Source organism: Tardiphaga sp. OK245, assembly GCF_900108575.1.
Classification (GTDB): domain Bacteria; phylum Pseudomonadota; class Alphaproteobacteria; order Rhizobiales; family Xanthobacteraceae; genus Tardiphaga; species Tardiphaga robiniae.
Genome location: NZ_FNWZ01000003.1, coordinates 1,117,145 through 1,137,273, shown reverse-complemented (window position 1 = coordinate 1,137,273; position 20,129 = coordinate 1,117,145). Strand labels below are relative to the sequence as shown.

Genomic DNA, 20,129 nt, shown 5'->3' with positions numbered 1-20,129 from the left:
CGCCGCGAGGGCGTGCGAGCGCGTTGCTATCCAATCTGATAATCTGCAGGGTTCCAGAGTAAAATAAAGTCCTGCAGAATTCATCGTCTGTGTCAAATTGCATGCGCACGGTAGCGAGTTGTATGCGGCGTTCTGCGTATGAAGCAGCGTGAAGCATTAGATAGAATCTAGACACGCCGCATTGTGACCGCACCATGTCATCCTGTAGGCCCCATTGAGTTAGTCGACAGAAGTCGACGAAGTTTTTTGGGGCGACTGATTCAATGATGCGCAGAACTACACTTCACAAGAAAACCATTTTGGCTGCTGCGATCGCATTTGCGTTATTGCTTGATGCCGACGCAACCGTTGTTGCGCAGACCTCGCAAGCGCTGCCCGCCGTTGAAGTGCATGCGCCAACGCCGCGTGCGGTCCGTCGTGTCGCGCCGCGCCGAAATGCCGCAGTCACGCCGCGGGCGACGCCGCGGCCGGTGGAGCGCCGCACACCCGCGACGCCGGCGACCGGAATGATCGGTTCCCTCCCGCCGGCCTATGCGGGCGGTCAGGTGGCATCGGGCGCGCAGGTCGGTCTGCTCGGCAATCGCGGCGTGATGGATACGCCATTCAATCAGACAAGCTACACCGCGAAGACAATACAGGATCAGCAGGCACGCAAGCTCGACGACGTATTCGCCAACGATCCGTCGGTGACTGTCACCGTGCCGCGTCTCAGCGGCTTCGATCGGGTCAATATCCGTGGCTTCAGCGTTGGCAGTGAGGGATACGGGATCAACGGCCTGTACGGCATCGCGTCATCGTTTTCGCTGGCGTCGCTCGGTGCGTTCGAGCGGGTCGAAGTGCTGAAAGGGCCAGCGGCACTGCTCAACGGCATGCCGCCGAGCGGCGGTGGTGTCGGCGGCAGCGTGAATCTCGTAACCAAGCGTGCAGGCGAGGTGCCGTTCGCGCAGCTCACCAACACCTATTCGTCGATTTCGAATTTCGGCACGCATCTGGATGTCGGCCAGCGGTTCGGCGAATTCAAGGAGTTCGGCGTTCGCTTCAACGGCACCTACAAAGGCGGCAGCACCGAGCTCGCCTATCAGAGTCAGGAAGTTGGAAGCGCCTTTCTTGGCTTGGACTATCGCGGCGAGAACGTGCGACTGTCGGCCGATATTGGTTACGAGCACAACCGGGTCACGGCGATGACGCGTTTCGTCGATATTGCGGGCCTGCCGTCCGTTCCGGCGGCACCTGATGCGCGCGCGAACTACATGCCGAGCTGGGGCTTCTGGGACTCGGAGTCGCGCTATGCGATCGTGCAGGGCGAGGTGGATATCACTGATAATCTCACGGCCTATGCGCAGGCAGGTGTCGGCACCAGCAACACGCGCTATCTCTATTCCGACATCCGCGTGACTAGCCTCGACGGGGAGTTCAACGGACTGTCGCGTCGAAACAACCAGAGGCATGAGAGAACCGCGGCGCAGGTCGGATTGCGGGCCAATGTTGATACCGGGCCGATCAACCATGCCATCAATGTCAACGCAGGTGCATCAGAGGCCGATGTCGCGCTCATCAATGTCTCCGGAGCCACGAACTTCTTTTCGAACTTGTACAATCCGCGCTCGGGCCCTGTTTCAATTCGCGATGTGGGCGCTCCGCGGACAACCAGTCTGTTCGATCTGACGAGCGTCGGCATCGCTGATACGATGTCGGTCTGGAATGGCCGCATTCAATTGACCGCCGGCGTCCGGCATCAATATGTGGAATCTGAGTCCTTCGCCATGGGCACTGGCGTGAGGTCGGGCGGCTACGAGTCGTCGGCGACGACGCCCGCCTATGCACTGGTGATCAAGCCGCTGGAGAATGTCTCGGTCTACGCCAATTATATCGAGGCGCTGGAAGCTGGGACCGTCGTGGGTGCGGGATATGCAAATACTGGCGCGGTTCTTCCACCCTATCGCACTACGCAGCACGAAATGGGCGTGAAGGTCGATTGGGGACGGATCACGACCACGGTCAGTGCCTTCGATATTATGAAGCCGATACAGCGCGTCGAGCGCTCGGGTACGCTCCCTGTGCTCACGCAGTCCGGCGAGTCACGCAATCGCGGCGTCGAGATCAATACATTCGGCGAGGTCACGGATGGTGTCCGGCTGCTCGGCGGCGTCATGTTCATCGATGCGCGCCAGCAGAAGACCGAGAACGCTACTTATGATGGAAAGCATACCTTCAACGTTCCTGACACACAGTTCACTCTAGGCGGCGAATGGGACGTGCCGTTCGTTTCGGGGCTAACCCTGACGGGCCGTGCGCTCTATACGGGCTCATACTGGTCGGACCAGGCCAACACGGTCTACGGCCCGAGCTGGACCCGCTACGATGCCGGAGCGCGCTACACGTTCGCATCGCCGTGGAATGCCAAGCCGATCGTCGTGCGCTTCTCGGTCGAAAATCTGCTCGATACCAACTATTGGCAGGCCTCGACCAACGACGGCTACATCATCCTTGCCGCGCCGCGAACCTACATGGTCTCGACGACGTTCAACTTCTGATATCGCCGATCATCTGCCCGTCAGATCGGTCTGATGAGCGGCCGCCGTGATGTCATCACGGCGGCCGCAGCGTTTTTTGAGCGCGCGCATTCACCCGATCAGGTGTGGGTGGCGTTTCGCGACGCGGTTATTGCTGTTCCGGCTTGACCTTGCCGATCTCGACAACCGTCTTCCAGCGGGCGAGTTCTTTTTCCAGGAAGCTCTGAAATTCCGCGCTCGTATTGGCGACCACCTCGAAGCCGCTATCGGTCAGCCGCTTCCTGAGATCGGGCGAGGTGAGGGCGGTGGTGATCGATGTCTCGAGCTTGGTCTTCACATCGGCCGGCAGGCCCTTGGGCGCGACGAAGGCCTGCCACGAATAGATATTGAGATCGTCGACGCCGACTTCCTTCATCGTTGGGGTCTGCGGGAATGAATCGGAGCGCGTGTCACTGGTAACGGCCAGAATTTTCATCTTGCCGCCTCGGATGTAGTTGGCGACTGCGCCGAGATTCTGGAAGGAGACGTCGACATGTCCGCCCATCAGGTCCGTATGAGCCTGCGAGCCGCCCTTGTAGGGCGTATGGATACCCGTGGTCCCCGTCTTCTGCCAAAACAACACCGCCGTCAGATGGTCGGACGAGCCCACGCCCGATGAGGCGAACGTGACCTTGTCGGGATTCTTCTTGAGATAGTCGATGAGTTCCTGGACGGTATTGGCCGGGAAATCGGGGCGCGTGATCAGCACGTTGGGATTGCGCACAGCGACACTGAGCAGATCGAAATTCTGGAGCGGGTGATAGCCTGGGTCCTTGTAAAGCACCGGATTGATCGCGATGACCCCGATCGAACCCACCATCAGTGTGTAGCCATCCGGCTTTGAACGAGCGAGTTGTGTCGCGCCGATGGAGCCGTTGGCGCCGGGCTTGTTCTCGATGATGAAGGACTGCCCGAAGCTTTCCTGCATCTTCTGCGTGGTCATGCGCGCTGTCGTATCGCTTGCTCCGCCGGCCGTGAAAGGCACGATCACCGTGACGGATTTCGAGGGATAGTCTTGCGCGATGGCCATGCCCGGCACTGTCAGACAGAATGCCGCCGCGGCGAGATGGCTCAGTTTCATCGTCGTTTCCTCCATGGAATGCTTTTGTTTATTGAACAGGCGACAATCTCCGTGTCGCTCTTGTCTTGACGGCTCATCCATCTGCTGAAGAGCAGTGTGGTTCGTGAGTTCGGGAGCTCCCTTCAGTCGGCAACCGCTGGAGTTTTGTTGGCAGATACTTCGCAGATGGCCGCTTTGAAAATTGACAGGTCACACAGGAAAGAACAGCGGTTCCAGACCGGCCGTGCCGACGCGCCAATATAGCGACCTGCAACCTTTAGTATAGGTATGGGCAGGGGCCTCCCAAGCGGCCATTTGACGCTTGGGCATCATGCCATGGGCGTTGGCTCGGTCCGGTCAGAAGCAATCGACGCCTAGGCGGCCTCGGAGATTTCCGCTGGCCTGTGTCTGCCGCGGAGCGGGATGGTGACGCAGACCACGGTGCCGGTGCCGAGCTTGGAGCGCAGCTTCATCGATCCGCCATGCAGGTTGGTGAGCGATTTGGCGATAGCGAGGCCGAGGCCCGAGCCGTGATAGGTCTTGGCGAGCTGGCTCTCGACCTGCTCGAACGGACGTCCCAGACGCTTCAGCGACTGCGGGGCGATGCCGATGCCACTATCGGCGATCATCAGGGCGACGGAGTCGCGCAGCACGCGGCTGCGCACGGTGACACGGCCGCCATCGGGTGTGAACTTCACGGCATTCGAGAGCAGATTAACCAGGATCTGCTTGATGGCGCGGCGGTCGGCCACCACCGGTGCATCAGCCGCGATGTCGGCGCTGAGTGTCAGATTCTTGTCGTCGGCGCGGCCGGAGACGACACGCAGAGCTTCGGACAGCGTCTGTCCGAGATCGAGCGGCTCAAGGTCCAGCTGCATACGACCTGCCTCGATCTTCGACATATCGAGAATGTCATTGATGACTTCGAGCAGGTAGTGACCGCTGGTGAGAATGTCGTGGCAGTATTCGGCATATTTGTCGGAGCCGAGATTGCCGAACATGCCGCTGCCCATGATTTCCGAGAAGCCGATAATAGCGTTCAGCGGCGTGCGCAGTTCGTGGCTCATATTGGCCAGGAATTTCGACTTGGTCTGGTTGGCTTCCTCGGCGCGGTTCTTCTCGTCGGAGTATTTCTGCGCGAGGTCGGCGAGTTCGAGCGCCTGTTTCTCCAGCGCGGCCTGGGAGTGCTTGAGATCGATGACGCTGGCGCGAAGGCGCAGATCGTTGTCGACGAGCTTGTGCTCGTGCTCCTTGATGCGGGTGATGTCGGTGCCGACGGAGACATAGCCGCCGTCCTTGGTGCGGCGTTCGCTGATATGCAGCCAGCTGCCGTCCTCGATCTGCGCTTCGAAGGTGCGCGCGCCAGGCGCCGCAGCGCCGGATTCCGCGAGACGCGAGCGGACCTCGGGCATGCTGCCGACTTCGAGCACGGTCTCGTAGGACGTCCCGGGCGACACCGCCGAGTCCGGCAGCTTGTGCAGGCGCTGGAAATGCGAGTTGCAGAGCACCAGGCGATCTTCCGCGTCCCACAGCACGAAGGCTTCGGGAATGGTCTCGATGGCGTCGCGCAGCCGGACGTCGGCCTCGACGGTCTTCTCGGCGAGGCTCTTCTGTTCGGTGACGTCGATGGCGATGCCGATCAGGTGCTGGCTGCCATCGTTCTGGCCCTGCGCAAGTTCGCAGCGCAATTGCAGCCAGATCCAGTGGCCGTTGCTGTGCTGCATGCGGAAGGTCTGGTCGATGTGATCGATCTTGAACGAAATCAGCTGATCGGCGATCTCGAACAGGTTGATGTCGTCGGATTGTACCAGCGCGTTGACTTCGCCGAAGGTCAGTAGGTCGCTGCGGCTGTCGAGGCCCAGCATGGTGAACATCGACTGCGACCAGAAGATGCGGCCGCGCGACAGATCCCAGTCCCACAATCCGCAGCGGCCGCGATTGAGGGCGGTGTCGATGCGGCCGCGTACGGCGTCGTTGATCGCGTCGCCTTCGCGGGCACGGGTCGATTGCCAGTGGAAGGCGAAGCCGAGGATCAGCACCACGAAGCCGGTGGTGGCCGAGAGCGTGATCGACAGCGCGGAGTCCGAGCGCCAGATCGGCTCGTTGTTCTCCTGAATGACAACTACCTGACCCGGCAGCGCCTTGACGATGCGGCGGGTGGCCAATGCATGGCTGTTGTCGGGCAACTTCACATCGACAACGTCGGTGCGTTGCCCCTGCGCAGCCATGGTCTGTGTTGCGCTGAGGACGTCGAGGATGCGATTGGCGTCGCCCGGCGGCAGGTCGATCGGCACGCGCGCGAGAATGCTCTGATCGGCGCCCAGCACGATGACGTGGCGTCCCCCTGCGATCCCCCAGGATGGAATCAGACTGGGCAGAAGGCTCTGCAGGCGCTCGACGGCAGCAGAACGATCCTGACGGATGGTGCCGTTGCGTTCGAGACGCTCGGCGAGCAGATCGGCGAGCGCTGCGAGATCGCGCTTCATCGATGCCTGCTTCTGCCGGCTCTGATCGACCACCTGCACGAAGGCGCCGAAGAAGATCGTAATGAGAAAAGCGATGATGAGTGTAGGGACGGCCCGGCGAAGTGCCGGCTCTGCGATCAGCAGCCTGTGATAGGCCGGCTTCGCGATAGACTGCGCCAATCCTTTGATCGAATCGGATTGGACGCATGCGTTGTCCGCATGCGCACGCGCCATACCTAAGCCCCCTCGAAGAATCTCGCCCGCGTCGCTCGAAACAACTGCCCCGCCACTTCGAATCGCAAGACCAATAAGAATCCACTTTGCCAGGGCTGTCGAGAGTCAACGAAACGTTAACTTGAAATAAATCGTATCCACCGGAGAATTTCATCACTGTTCGGTACTTGCATGAGTCCGAAACAGGAACGCCGCGCATGAGAATCACGCGCGGCGTTGAAATCAATGACTCGCAGAACGCGCGTTACAACGTCACCACGATCTTGCCGAGATGCTTGTTTGCTTCCATGTGGTCGAACGCCGTTCCGATGTCGTCGAATGCGTAGACCTTGTCGATCGGCAGTTTCAGTTGGCCGGCTTCGATAGCGGGCCAGATGTCCGCACGCACCGCACTGAAGATGTCGCGAATCTCCTGCAGTGACCTCGTGCGGAAGGTCACGCCGATATAGGTGATGCGGCGCGCGGCATGGAGATCGAAATTGAAATCGCCATGCGTGCCGCCGAGCCGGCCGACATTGACGATGCGTCCCATCACCTTCGTGGCTTTCAGGTTCTGGTTGGCGACGGGGCCCGAGATCTGGTCGACGATCAGATCGACGCCGTCGCCGTCCGTGGCCTTGAGCACCTGATCGACCCAGCCAGCATCCTTCGAATCGATGGCGAGGTCGGCGCCAAAATCCTTCAGCCGGGCGCGACGTGCGGGGTCGGTGGATGAGCCGATCACCGTCTTTGCGCCCTTGAGCCTGGCGATCTGCAGCGCCATCAGGCCGACGCCGGAGCTGGCGCCCTGGATCAGGACGGATTGGCCGGGCTGCAGTCCGCCATTGGTCACCAGCGCATTGTGCATCGTGGTGATGGCGACGGGCAGGGTGCAGGCATCCTCGAAAGTCATGCTGGCTGGCATGTGGAACAGCCGGCCGTGATCGGTGACGGCGAATTCGGCAAAGGCCGCACCGCCGGAACCCATCACGCGATCCCCGACCTTGACGCCCTTGGCCTCCGGGCCGAGTTCGGCGATCTCACCGGCCCATTCCATTCCCAGCACCGTGCCGACACCGCCGGCAGCACCGTGGACATGGCCTTTGGTCATGCCGAGGTCGGCGCGGTTGAGGCCGCAGGCCTTCACCTTGACCAGCACCTGCGTGCCCGTGGGTGAGGGTTTCGGAGCATCACCGATTGCAGCGCCATTGGCGCCGTAGACATAAGCTTTCATGGCTCTGCTTTCCGTTCCGTCTATTCAGCGGCCTGGCGCTGGCTGCCATCAAGCATGGCTTCGAAGCGTGCGCGGATAATCATCTCGGCATCATGCATGATGCGCGACACGAGTTCCTGGCAGCTCGGGATGTCGTGGATCAGGCCCTGGACCTGGCCGGCCGACCAGATGCCATCTTCGGCGTCGCCGTGCGAATAGACCAGCTTGCCGCGGGCACCGGCGACGAGTTCCTTGATCTGTTCGAAAGTGGCGCCTTCCTTCTCCATGGCGACGACCTGTTTGCTCACCGCGTTCCTGGCGACGCGCGAGGTGTTGCGCATGGTGCGGAAGATCAGGTCGGTCTCGCGCTCGTCATTGGCGACGATGCGCTCCTTCACCAGCTGATGGATCGGGCTTTCCTTGGTGCACATGAAGCGCGTGCCCATATTGATGCCCTCGGCACCAAGCGCGAGCGCGGCGACAAGGCCGCGGCCATCGCCGAAGCCGCCCGAGGCGATCATCGGGATCTTGATCTTGTCGGCTGCGGCCGGGATCAGGATCAGGCCGGGGGTGTCGTCCTCACCGGGATGGCCGGCGCATTCGAAGCCGTCGATGGAGATCGCGTCAACACCCATGCGTTCGGCCGAGAGGCCGTGGCGCACGCTGGTGCATTTGTGGATGACCTTGATGCCATGCTTCTTGAATTCGGTGACGTGTTCCTGCGGCTTGTTGCCGGCAGTCTCGACCACCTTGATGCCTGCCTCGATGATGGCCTGGCGATATTCCCCGTAAGGCGGCGGCTTGATGGTCGGCAGAATGGTCAGGTTCACGCCGAACGGCTTGTCGGTCATGTCGCGGCAGCGCGCGATCTCCTTGGTAAGGTCTTCCGGCGTCGGCTGGGTCAGTGCGGTGATCAGGCCGAGCGCGCCGGCATTGGCCACGGCGGCGACGAGCTCGGCGCGGCCGACCCACTGCATGCCGCCTTGGACGATCGGGTGTTCCACACCCACGAGCTCGGTGAAGCGCGTCTTAATCATGATGGTCCTCTTGTTTCCCCGGAGACGCGCTTGGCGCCGAATAGTTCTTGCTTGTTCGGGGCGAAGGATGCCGGTGGGGCGCAGCAATGTCTACCGCCACGGGATATGGCCCCATGCGCCGCCGATGCAGGTCTGATGCGTGGGGCGTGCCGTCGTGATCGCTGGAACTCGCGGCGCGAACATGCTTTTCTCCCGCGCATGACCGAGCCGACCCCGCAACAGATCGAACAACTCACGCGCGCCTTCGAACGTTTTACGCGCAAATTCAAAGTCGCGGAGGCAGCCGCTGCCGCCGACAACGCGCTCAATGCGCTCGACGCGCAGACGCTGGTGTTTGTCGGTGACAATCCTGGCTGCCTGATAGGCGACGTCGCCCGCTATCTCAATGTCGCTATGACCACCATGTCCTCTGCCATCGACCGGCTCGTCAAAAAGGCCCTGGTCGAGCGTCGCCGGCCCGAAGACAATCGCCGGTCCGTGGCACTGACCGCGACCGAGAAGGGCAAGCAGGTGGTGGAAGAACAGGTCGCCGGCTATCGCGCGGCCTGTCAGATGATGCTGCGGTCGCTCGACCCGATCGAACGTAACGAATTGATCCGGTTAACGGAAAAAATCGCCGACAACGAAACTTGAACATTACGAAGTTCGTACTATCTTGAGCGTGCCGCCGGCCGTAAGCCGGTTCCTGACGGAGGCGCTCATGGCCATCGCCATCAATGGTACGGACTACTCGTTGCCCGACGATCCCCGGGTTTCGCTGCTCGACCTTCTGCGTGAACGGATCGGCCTGACCGGCACCAAGCTGGGCTGCAATCAGGGCGCCTGCGGCGCCTGCACCGTCATTCTCGATGGCGAGCGAGTGCTGTCCTGTCTGACACTTGCCGTGCAGGCGGACGGGCGCGCAGTGACCACCATCGAAGGCCTGAGCAAGCAGGGTGACATGCATCCCCTGCAGCGCGCATTCATCGAGCACGATGGCTTGCAGTGCGGCTATTGCACGCCCGGGCAGATCTGCTCAGCGGTCGCGATGCTCGGCGAGATGCGCCGCGGCGATCCCAGTTATGTCACCGCCGATCTCGTTGCGGGGCAGGGCAGCACCACCCGCGAGGAAATCCGCGAGCGCATGAGCGGCAATCTGTGCCGCTGTGGCGCCCATCACGGCATTGTCGAAGCGATCGAAGAACAGCTGGTTGGAGACGCCGCATGACGCCGTTCGATTATAGGCGCGCAGCCGACCAGACTGAAGCCCTGTCGCTCGCTGAGGGCGGACGCTGCCGCTTTCTCGGCGGTGGCACCAATCTCGTCGATCTGATGCGGCAGAATATCGAAGCGCCCACGGCGCTGGTCGATGTCAGCCGATTGCCTGCTACTATCGATGTGACATCCGAAGGCGGCCTGATCATCGGCGCCGCCGTTCGCAACAGCGCGGTGGCCGCGCATCCCGTCGTGCGTGCGCATTATCCGATGCTGTCCCGCGCACTGCTGGCCGGTGCGTCGGCACAGATCCGCAACATGGCCACCGTCGGCGGCAACCTGATGCAACGAACGCGCTGCAGCTATTTCTATGACGCTGCGGGATCACGATGCAATAAACGTGATCCCGGAGCCGGCTGCGATGCCATCGACGGCCTCAGCCGCAATCATGCGATCCTCGGCACGTCCGAGCATTGTATCGCGACGCTTCCGTCGGACATGTGCGTGGCGCTCGCGGCGCTGGATGCAATCGTGCATCTTGATGGCCCAATGGGCCCACGCAGCGTGCCGCTGCTGGATTTCCATCAACTGCCGGGGACGACGCCGCACATCGAGACCGTTTTGCGGCCAAGCGAGCTCATCACCGCAATCGCGATATCCCCCAGCGCTGCCGCAGCCAATTCTCGCTATCGCAAGGTCCGCGATCGCTCGAGCTACGCTTTCGCGCTGGTGTCCGTCGCCGCGGGGCTGGATGTCGCCGACGGCCGGATCAGGGACGTACGGATTGCTTTGGGCGGTGTCGCCGCAAAGCCATGGCGCGCTGTGCAGGCCGAAGACGTCCTGCGCGGAGAGGCGCCGACCCGGGAGAACTTCCTGCGGGCCGCCGATGTCGAACTCGCTGCGGCTAAACCCACTGAAGCCAACGCCTTCAAGATCGAACTCGCAAAGCGAACCATGGCCGCCGTTCTCGGCGATCTGACAGGAGCAGGCGCATGAGCAAGCTGCAAAATGCGATCGTCGGTGGTGTTCGCACAGCGATGGGGTATGTGCCATCGAGCTGGCTGCCGGGCGGCACGCGCGATCCGCTGATCGATAAGCGCGTCACCCTCGGCACGCAGCAGTCGCGGGTCGATGGTCCCGACAAAGTGCAGGGCGTTGCACGCTTTGCTGCGGAAGTGCGAATGGACGGGCTGGTCTATGCAGCCTGCGTGCATTCGACCATCGCGCGCGGCAAGATCACCGAACTCGATCTTGCTGCCGCGGAAGCCGCACCGGGCGTCGTGTTGGTGATGACCCATCGCAATGCGCCGAAACTGGCGCTGCCGCCGCCGATCGGCATGACCAACCTCAAGGCCGCGGGCAACAACATTCTCCTGATCATGCAGGACGCAGAGATCCGCTGGAATGGGCAGACGGTGGCGCTGGTGTTGGCCGAGACCCAGGAGCAGGCGAATTATGCGGCGTCGCTTATTGTGGTTCGTTACGAGCAAGCTGCCGCACGCACCCGGTTCGAGGATGCCAAGGCTGACGCGACGACGCCGGACTCGCTGATGATCGAACGCAACCGGCTGAAGCGCGGCGATACGGACGCGGCATTTCGAAATGCCGTGGGCAGTGTCGATGCGGTCTATCGGACGCCCTGGCATAATCACAATCCGATCGAGCCCAATGCCGCGACGATTACCTGGCAAGGCGACCGCCTGATCGTGCATGACGCGACGCAGATGCTCAATGGCACCGCGGGTTCGCTCGCAAAAGTGTTCGGCATCAAGGATACGCAGGTCTTTGTCAGCTCGCCCTTCGTCGGCGGCGCTTTCGGTGGCAAGGCGCTGTGGGATCACCAGATCCTGGGCGCTGCAGCATCGAAACTCGCCGGCCGACCGGTGCGGATCGCATTGTCGCGTACCAGCATGCATCGATTGATCGGCGGCCGGAGCCAGACCGAGCAGCGCGTGGCGCTGGCCGCCGATGCGACCGGAAAGCTGAAGGCACTGTTGCATCAAGGTTTCTCTGTCAAACCCCCGCATAGCGTCTGCGACGAGGCCTTCACCCTATCAGGCCGCTCGCTTTATGAATCGGAGAGCTACGATATCGTGCAGCACACGCTCGATCTCGATCTGCTGGCCAACACATTCATGCGCGCGCCCGGCGAGGCGGTCGGTACCTTTGCCATCGAGAGCGCGATGGACGAGCTCGCGCATGATCTCGGCATCGATCCGATTGCATTGAGGCTGCGCAATATCGGCGATACCGATCCGGTCAGCGGTGCGCCGCATTCCCAAAGTGACCTGACGCTGGCCTATGAGCTCGGCGCGAAAAAGTTTGGTTGGGATCGCCGCGCGGCGACACCAAAGTCGCATCAGGACGGCGAATGGCTGATCGGCATGGGCTGTGCCACCGGCTCTTTCCCCTATGTGCGCATGCCCGGAATGTCGGCGCGGATCACGATCGACAGCAATGGCCACGCCACGGTGTCGAGTGCCGCGCATGAGATGGGCATGGGCACTGCGACGGTGCAGCGACAGCATGCTGCGGATCGTCTCGGTTTGCCGCTCGATCACGTCACCGTGCGGATCGGCGACACCGATCTGCCTTTCGGCAGCTTTGCGGGCGGCTCATCGCAGACAGCTTCGCTCGGCGCTGCGATCAACGCGGCCAGCGTGAAACTGGCCGGAGATCTGCTGCGGCTGGCTGGTAACGACACGCCGCTGGCGGGATTGCGGGCGAACGAGATCGAATTCGCCAATCACGGCCTGCGCAAGATCGGCGAGCCATCGCGCTACGAGAGCTTCGCGTCGATCCTCGAGCGCGCGTCGCGCAGCGAGATCAGCGCGATGGGAGAGAGCGGGGCACCGCTCGAAATCCTGAAATTCTCCATGCACAGCCGATCGGCCATCTTTTGTGAACTCCGCGTTAGCGAGGTGACCGGCGAAGTCCGGCTCACCCGTCTTGTTGGAGCGTTCGATTGCGGCCGCATCCTCAATCCCAAGACGGCGACCAGCCAGTTTCGCGGTGGCATGATCATGGGGCTTGGTATGGCGCTCACCGAAGAGACGCTACTCGACAAACGTAACGGGCGGATCATGAGTGCGTCGATGACGGACTATCACGTGCCCGTGCATCTCGACGTGCCGGAGATCGACGTGTTGTGGACCGACATTCCGGACCCTCGCACGCCGATGGGGGCACGCGGGATCGGCGAGATCGGCATCGCCGGTGTTGCCGCCGCCATCGCCAATGCGGTGTTCAACGCGACCGGAAAACGCGTCCGCGATCTGCCGCTGACGCCGGACAAGCTGCTCGGCGATTGAAGGATCTCGATCGCGCGCAGCGCGGACAAGGCAAAAGAACTGGCATCACGGACCGCCGGCGGTCCGTGTCGATCCCGGTATGAAACGCGAAGTGAGCTTGAGGCTAGGCCTCAGGCGACCGCTGCATGCGCTTGCGGTGCATCCTCATGATCGAGCGCCCTGCTGATGTCGCGGATGCTGATCACGCCGATCAGCGTGTGATCGTCGATGACCGGGACGTGCCGAATGTGATGCTTGTTCATCAGGTGTCGCACATGTTCGAGCGTGTCGGTCGAGTGGCAGGAAATCAATTCCTGGACCGAGATCATATCCGAGACCTTGCGATTGACGCCGGCGGCGCCGTGTTCGGCGATCGCGCGCACCACGTCGCGTTCCGAGAACATGCCGACCGCGGTGTTGCCCTCGGTGCGGCACACGTCCTTCACGACCAGTGCGCTGATATTGCCCGTCCGGAGCAACTGCGCCGCGATGGCGACGGTCTCGTTCATGCGGACAGTGGCGATACGGGTGCTCTTCCGACGCAGGATATCTCCGACTTGCATGGCAATAACCTCCCTTGGCTGATCGGCTGAGGATCGATCTTGTAGGCGCAAGATTGGTATACGGTATGCCAGTTGTCAACGCGGAAACGAGGATATCGAAGCCCGGTGGTCAAGAAAGAAAGTCAGTATTTCTGACGTTTATTGCTGCCGCACCCGCGAATCCAGTTGGAGGTCTGGCATGCCAGTTGGGCATGAAAGAAGGGGCGCACTCGCGTGCGACCCTTCTTGGCATAGCCCGATCGATCAGGCGGTTTTGGCGCTCTGCGGTGCCGCTTCCGTCACCACAGGTTCGCTTCCCAGAATGAATGCGCGCCGCATCGGCTTGATGACGAACAAAGCGAGCAATGCAGCCGTGGCATTGAGTGCAACGGCGATCACAAACACGGCCTGCCATCCATAGCTCGCTGCAATCAGGCTCGCGAGCGGTACCAACAATGCCGCCGTGCCCTTTGCGGTGTAGAGCATGCCGTTATTCGTCGCGGCGTATTTGGCGCCGAACGTATCGCCTGACGTCGCCGGAAACAGACTGTAGATCTCACCGAAGACGCCGAAATAGACCGCCGTCGCTAGCACGAAGACGAGTGGGTTGTGGCCATAGGCCGACAGCGTCAGCAGCATCAGCGCGGCGGTGCCGAAGGCGATGAACATGGTGTGTTCACGACCGATCTGATCCGACAACCAACCGAAGAGCGGGCGGCCGAACCCGTCAAAGATGCGATCGAGCGAGATGGCGAAGGTTAGTGCTGCCATCTGGAAGCCGGCCAATGTCACCGGAGAATTCGCAATATTGTAGTCGTGGGCGATCGGCGCGATCTGCGCTGCGGTCATCAAGCCACCGGCGGCGACCATCACGAAGACCAGATACATGACCCAGAAGATCCGGCTGCGCAGCACTTGCGGCGGTGTGAAATCCGTCTTGGTCTGCGGCAGATTGAGTTGTTTCCTCGTCACCGGCACGGCCTGCCCAGGCGGACGCATGAAGAAGGCGAGCATGAACACGATCACGCCCTGGCCGATGCCGAAGGTGAAGAAGGCATGCTGATAGCCGCTCTCGGCAATCATATGCGCAATCGGCACGACGGTGATCGCAGCGCCAGCGCCGAAGCCTGCCGCCGTGGCGCCAGCAGCGAGGCCGCGGCGATCGGGAAACCACTTCAGAGCATTGCCGACGCAGGTGCCGTAGACCGAACCGGCGCCGATGCCGCCGACGACGGCGCCGGCGTAAAGCATCACCAGTGAGTCCGCATAGGAGTTCAGCACCCAGGCGAGGCTAATCATGGCTCCGCCGAACATGATGACGACGCGGGGACCGTATTTGTCGACGAACCACGCTTCGACCGGCACCAGCCAGGTTTCGACGACGACGAACAGCGTGAAGGCAAGCTGGATCGCGGCGCGACCCCAGTGATACTTGGCGTCGATGGGATCGACGAACAGCGTCCATCCGTATTGCAGGTTGGCGATCATCGCCATGCAGACGATGCCCATCACGAGTTGGATCCAGCGGAAGCTGCCGGGTGGGTTGGACGCGGTGGTGAAGTCTGGTCGAGCCATCGTGTTTCCTCCGATGCGCGCTTTTTCCCTTGCGGCGTGGTGTCGCTAAGGTTGTGGCGTATTGCCGCAGGCGTCGCTTGGTCGGAGACTGGTATATTATATTCCACGATGCAAGGTGGTCTTGGTCGATTGTTGCGTGAAGGCGATCACGCCTTGGCGAGCAGCGCGGGGCCAACGCAAAACGCGCCCAGCCGAGGCTGAGCGCGTTGTTTTCTTGAGGCTTTTTGCGTTTTTTAGGTCGCCAGCGCCTTGCTGACGACGACCTTACGCCAAGGCTTCAGCACCGCGATCGCGAGCAGTGATGCCAGGATATTGGCACCGGCGGCGATCAGGAACACGCTGTCCCACGTGCCCGACGACTGCTGCATATAGTTCGCGACCGGCACCAGAAGTGCTGCCGTCCCCTTTGCCGTATAGAGCAGGCCGGCATTGGTCGTTGCGAACTTGGAGCCGAAGGTGTCGGTGCAGGTCGATGGGAAGAGCGAATAGATCTCACCCCAGGCGAAGAACACGAAGCCCGACAACAGCACGAACCACAGCGGATCGTGACCCCACATATACAGCGCCCAGATGCCGACGCCTTCCATGCCGAAGGCGATGAACATCGTGTTCTCGCGGCCGATCATGTCGGAGATCCAGCCGAAGAACGGACGTGTCAGGCCGTTGAGTACGCGGTCGATGGTGGCTGCGAAGGTGACCGCCGTCATCGTCATGGCCATGAGCGTGACGGGTACGTTGTCGATCTTCCAGTCGGCCGCAATGGGCTTCAGGTTGGCCGTCACCATCAGGCCGCCGGCACCGACGATCACGAACATGAAGTACATCAGCCAGAAGATCGGATGACGGATGACTTCTGTCGGCGCGTAGTTGCGGCGGGTCTGGATCACGTTGGCGTTCTGCGTGACCGCCGGTACCTGTCCAGCCTTTGGCGCGAACAGGAAGAAGGAGAGGATCACGATGATGATGCCTTGTCCGAGACCGAAATACAGAAATGCGGTCTGGAAGCCGGAATCCTGGATCATGGCCTGGATCGGCGCGACCGTGAGGGCGGAGCCGGCACCAAAGCCTGCGGCGGTGATGCCAGCCGCGAGGCCGCGCTTGTCAGGAAACCACTTCAGGGCATTGCCGACGCAGGTGCCGTAGACGCCGCCAGCGCCGATGCCCGCAACGATCATGCCGAGATAGAAGCCGTTGAGCGTTTCCGCCTGTGCATTGATCGCCCAGCCGATGCCGCAGAGGATGCCGCCGATAAGGACGACGAGCTTCGGGCCGTATTTATCGACGAACCATCCTTCGACCGGCACCAGCCAGGTCTCGAACAGAACGAAGAGGGTGAAGGCCCACTGGATCGACGCACGATCCCAGCCGAACTTCTTCTGGATGTCGGGGACGAAGAAGGTCCAGCCGTATTGATAGTTGGCGATCATCACCATCGCGCCAACGCCGATGGCGAGTTGTGTCCAGCGGTAGGCATCGCTGACACGTGCGGCAGCTGGCGCCACCCCGTGAACTGCATCAGTCATAGTTCCTCCTAAAGCGCTGTTCTATTGAGAGCTCGACAGCTGCGAAGGATAGTTTGGTATATGATATGCCAACTAACAAGCGAAATCTTGCCAATTTGCCGCTGCAAGTTTCGCATGACTGAATGCTGTACTGCGATACTACAAGACAGCACAAAGCCGGCGGTCCAGACCGCCGGCTTTTGGGTTTGAACAGTTATTTGTATCGTTACTTACGCTGCTGCAGTGCGAGTACGCAGCCGGGTGAAGCCGTTCTGGATCACCGACCAGAACAGCGCGATCAGGCCGAGGATCATGATGCTGCTCACCAGCGTGTTCGAGAAGAAGATCCCGAGCGATCCCTGCGACCCCAGCAGCGACTGACGGAAGGCTTCCTCGGCCTTGTCGCCGAGCACGATGGCCAACACCAGCGGGGCGAGGGGATAGTTACACTTCTTCAGTGCGTAACCGATGATTCCGAATACCAGCATCATCACCACGTCGAAGGTCGAGTTGTGGACGGAGTAGGCTCCGATCGCACAGAGCACCAGGATAAGAGGTGCGATGATGCTGAATGGAACCCGCAGGATCGCTGCGAAGATCGGTACGCAGGTCAGCACGATGATCAGGCCGACGAGATTGCCGAGATACATCGAGGCGATTAGGCCCCAGACGAACTCTTTCTGCTCGACGAATAGCATCGGGCCGGGCTGCAGGCCCCAGATCAGCAGACCACCAAGAAGCACAGCGGCAGTTGGCGAACCGGGGACGCCGAGCGAGAGCATCGGAAGCAGGGCTGCGGTACCGGCGGCATGCGCGGCCGTTTCCGGAGCGATGACGCCTTCGATCTCGCCCTTGCCGAAATTGTTGCCGTTCTTAGAAACGCGCTTGGCGATCCCGTAACTCATGAACGACGCCGGTGTCGCACCTGCCGGCGTGACACCCATCCAGCAACCAATCACGCAGGAGCGCAGCGACGTCATCCAGTATTGCGGCAAGCTCATCCAGGTACGGAGCACGACGCGAAGATCGATCTTCGCCTTGCCGCCCTGGAAGCGCAGTCCTTCCTCCATGGTGAGGAAGATTTCGCCGAGGCCGAACAGGCCGATAACGGCGATCAGGAAGTCGAAGCCGTTGAGAAGTTCGGTCGAGCCAAACGTGAGTCGCAGTTGTCCCGTGATGGAATCGAGGCCGACCGCGGCGAGGGCAAAACCGATCATCATCGCCGCAATGGTCTTGAAGGGTGGCTCCTTACTCAGCCCGACGAAACTGCAGAACGCCAGGAAATAGACCGCGAATTTCTCCGCGGGCCCGAACCGTAAGGCGAAGCCTGCGACCAGCGGCGCGACTAGGGTGATCATGACGACGGCGAACAGTGCGCCAACGAAGGAGGAGGTGAAGGCGGCGGTTAGTGCTTCGGCAGCCTTGCCCTGCTGCGCCATCGGATAGCCGTCGAATGTCGTGGCCACCGACCATGGTTCTCCGGGGATATTGAACAGGATCGAGGTGATCGCACCTCCGAACAATGCACCCCAATAGATGCAGGACAGCATGATGATGGCCGATGTCGGCGGCATGCTGAAGGTGAGGGGCAGCAGGATCGCAACGCCGTTGGCGCCGCCAAGGCCGGGCAGCACGCCGATGATGACACCAAGCACGATGCCGAGCACCATCACCGCGATGTTGAATGGCTGCAGCGCGACCGCAAAGCCCTGGAACAGATTAGCAATTTCTTCCATTTCGAGTAGTCCTCAGAAAGAGACCGGCAGACGCAACGGAATTAAAGATCGCGGAAATCAGAGACCGAGCAGATCCTCAAGCGGTCCTTTGGGGAGCGGCACGAGAAACCAGCGTTCGAAGATCAGGTAGGTGACGACAGGCATGCCAAGAGAGATCGCGGCGATGATCGGCCACTCATATTTGCCAAGCCAACGCATGAACCAAGCGATGAAGATCATCGACGACACATAGAGTCCGATGAACGGCAGGACGCCGACATAGATGCCGGTGGGAATGACGACGCTGAAAACCTGGCGCAACTGGCCCCATTCGGCGAACAGGCTGCCGTCGTCCTCGCGCAGCGTGTTCCAAATATTGACGAGGCTGGAGATGATAATGAACAGCCCGATATAGAACGGGAAGAATCCGGCTTTCGGTCCCTCTGCGCCCCAGTTGATGCCGGCCTTGACGCTGCCATAGACGACGATGGCGCCGAACAGGCCGATGACGGTGGTGACGCCGGCTTCGACGGATTTGTGGGATGGGCCTGCGTTGTGAGATTGCTGCGTGGTCATGGACAACTCTGTGTGAGAGATCTGCGTCGATCAGCGTGTTGCATGCGCCGGACCTGATGTGCGATCAGGTCCGGCGTCATGGTGCCGCGTCAGTTGCCTTGCGCGAGGAAGCCGGCTTCCTTCATCAGCGTCTCGTGGCGCTTCTCTTCGGTGCCAACCCAGCTGGCATATTCACCGCCGGTCATGAAGGTCGTGTTGAAGGCGCCGCTCTTCATCAGGTCCTGCCACTCGGGCGTCGCGCGGACCTTCTTGAACAGTTCGACATAATAATCGATCTGATCCTTCGTCGCTTTCGGCCCCATGAAGATGCCGCGCAGCATCACATATTCGATGTCGAGTCCCTGCGACTTGCAGGTCGGAATGTCCTTCCAGCCCTTGCCGTCGGCAACCTGTTCGTCATAGGCCATCGGCTTGCTGTCGAAGACGCAGAGCGGACGCACCTTGCCGCCGCGCCACTGCGCGACTGCCTCGATCGGATTGTTCACGGTTGAATCGACATGCTGGCCAACGAGCTGCACTGCGACTTCACCGCCGCCCTTGTAAGGGATGTAAGTGAACTTGCTGCCGATCGCCTTCTCGACCGCGACCGTGATGATCTGGTCTTCCTGCTTGGAGCCCGTGCCGCCCATCTTGATCGTGCCGGCTGGTGCGGCCTTCACGGCGTCGATATAGTCCTTCACCGTCTTGTAGGGCTTGTCGGCATTTACCCACAATACGAACTCGTCGAGCGCCAGCATTGCGACCGGCGTGAGATCCTTCCAGTTGAAGGGAATGCCGGTGGCGAGCGGCGTCGTGAACAGGTTAGACAACGTGATGATGATCTTGTGCGGATTGTTGTTCGCCGACTTCACGTCGAGGAAACCTTCACCGCCCGCGCCACCCGACTTGTTGATGACGACAAGCGGCTGCTTCATCAGGCTGTGCTTGGTAATGATGCCCTGAATGGTGCGCGCCATCTGATCGGCGCCGCCGCCGGTGCCTGCGGGAACGATCAATTCGACGGGGCGCGTCGGCTCCCATGCAGCAGATGCCGGGAGAGACGCTCCCAGGCAGAGAATGGATGCAGCGGCGGCCAGCGTGAGACATGAACCAAGGCGTTTCATTGTTTCTCTCCCATTCGTTTTGATAGCGTCGATCGTTCGTCGACTTTGAAATCGTCAGTGCGTGGTCGGGTCTTCCTTCGAATGTCCTGACT

General features: G+C 61.1%; 15 protein-coding genes. 5 read left to right on the top strand and 10 right to left on the bottom strand.

The window, feature by feature from the left end; translation table 11 throughout:
* The first annotated feature begins 299 nt into the window (after positions 1-299).
* Complete coding sequence (locus BLW80_RS17945; RefSeq protein WP_244528291.1) at positions 300-2,534, top strand: TonB-dependent receptor; 2,235 nt, start codon at positions 300-302, stop codon at positions 2,532-2,534.
* 127 nt (positions 2,535-2,661) lie between these two features.
* On the opposite strand, the gene BLW80_RS17940 is transcribed toward BLW80_RS17945, so the two are convergent.
* From BLW80_RS17940 to BLW80_RS17925, 4 genes are all read right to left on the bottom strand, one after another.
* A complete protein-coding gene (locus BLW80_RS17940) occupies positions 2,662-3,633 on the bottom strand; it encodes a Bug family tripartite tricarboxylate transporter substrate binding protein (protein ID WP_244528289.1) in 972 nt (323 codons plus the stop codon).
* A 353-nt stretch (positions 3,634-3,986) separates the two neighbouring features.
* Complete coding sequence (locus BLW80_RS17935) at positions 3,987-6,311, bottom strand: PAS domain-containing sensor histidine kinase (protein WP_093758955.1); 2,325 nt, start codon at positions 6,309-6,311, stop codon at positions 3,987-3,989.
* 244 nt (positions 6,312-6,555) lie between these two features.
* Entirely contained in the window at positions 6,556-7,524 is a 969-nt protein-coding gene (locus tag BLW80_RS17930; protein ID WP_093758954.1) for a zinc-binding dehydrogenase, read from the bottom strand.
* A 20-nt stretch (positions 7,525-7,544) separates the two neighbouring features.
* Entirely contained in the window at positions 7,545-8,540 is a 996-nt protein-coding gene (locus BLW80_RS17925) for an NAD(P)H-dependent flavin oxidoreductase (protein WP_093758953.1), read from the bottom strand.
* 51 nt (positions 8,541-8,591) lie between these two features.
* Here BLW80_RS17925 and BLW80_RS17920 point away from each other — a divergent pair, with 51 nt between their 5' ends.
* The 4 genes from BLW80_RS17920 (at position 8,592) to BLW80_RS17905 (ending at position 13,045) form a co-directional block, all read left to right on the top strand.
* Positions 8,592-9,173, top strand: coding sequence for a MarR family winged helix-turn-helix transcriptional regulator (locus BLW80_RS17920; protein ID WP_244528288.1), 582 nt, complete (start codon positions 8,592-8,594; stop codon positions 9,171-9,173).
* A gap of 67 nt (positions 9,174-9,240) precedes the next feature.
* Positions 9,241-9,747 (top strand): (2Fe-2S)-binding protein, encoded by a 507-nt coding sequence (locus BLW80_RS17915; RefSeq protein ID WP_093759142.1) that lies wholly within the window; start codon positions 9,241-9,243, stop codon positions 9,745-9,747.
* A complete protein-coding gene (locus tag BLW80_RS17910) occupies positions 9,744-10,730 on the top strand; it encodes an FAD binding domain-containing protein (protein WP_093758952.1) in 987 nt (328 codons plus the stop codon). The genes BLW80_RS17915 and BLW80_RS17910 overlap by 4 nt, the downstream gene beginning before the upstream one ends.
* 41 nt (positions 10,731-10,771) lie before the next feature.
* Complete coding sequence (locus BLW80_RS17905) at positions 10,772-13,045, top strand: xanthine dehydrogenase family protein molybdopterin-binding subunit (protein WP_210185338.1); 2,274 nt, start codon at positions 10,772-10,774, stop codon at positions 13,043-13,045.
* 110 nt (positions 13,046-13,155) lie between these two features.
* On the opposite strand, the gene BLW80_RS17900 is transcribed toward BLW80_RS17905, so the two are convergent.
* From BLW80_RS17900 to BLW80_RS17875, 6 genes are all read right to left on the bottom strand, one after another.
* Entirely contained in the window at positions 13,156-13,587 is a 432-nt protein-coding gene (locus tag BLW80_RS17900) for a CBS domain-containing protein (protein ID WP_089267110.1), read from the bottom strand.
* Between the two features lie 243 nt (positions 13,588-13,830).
* Positions 13,831-15,141 carry an oxalate/formate MFS antiporter gene (gene oxlT / locus BLW80_RS17895; protein WP_093758950.1) on the bottom strand — a complete coding sequence of 437 codons (1,311 nt, stop codon included), beginning with the start codon at positions 15,139-15,141 and terminating at the stop codon, positions 13,831-13,833.
* A 233-nt stretch (positions 15,142-15,374) separates the two neighbouring features.
* Positions 15,375-16,664: an oxalate/formate MFS antiporter gene (gene oxlT, locus BLW80_RS17890; protein WP_089267112.1), complete on the bottom strand. Its 1,290-nt coding sequence runs from the start codon at positions 16,662-16,664 to the stop codon at positions 15,375-15,377.
* 209 nt (positions 16,665-16,873) lie between these two features.
* Positions 16,874-18,379 (bottom strand): tripartite tricarboxylate transporter permease, encoded by a 1,506-nt coding sequence (locus tag BLW80_RS17885; protein ID WP_089267113.1) that lies wholly within the window; start codon positions 18,377-18,379, stop codon positions 16,874-16,876.
* Positions 18,380-18,436: 57 nt separating this feature from the next.
* Positions 18,437-18,934: a tripartite tricarboxylate transporter TctB family protein gene (locus BLW80_RS17880; RefSeq protein ID WP_089267114.1), complete on the bottom strand. Its 498-nt coding sequence runs from the start codon at positions 18,932-18,934 to the stop codon at positions 18,437-18,439.
* Positions 18,935-19,023: 89 nt separating this feature from the next.
* Entirely contained in the window at positions 19,024-20,037 is a 1,014-nt protein-coding gene (locus tag BLW80_RS17875) for a Bug family tripartite tricarboxylate transporter substrate binding protein (RefSeq protein ID WP_089267115.1), read from the bottom strand.
* Positions 20,038-20,129 lie beyond the last annotated feature (92 nt).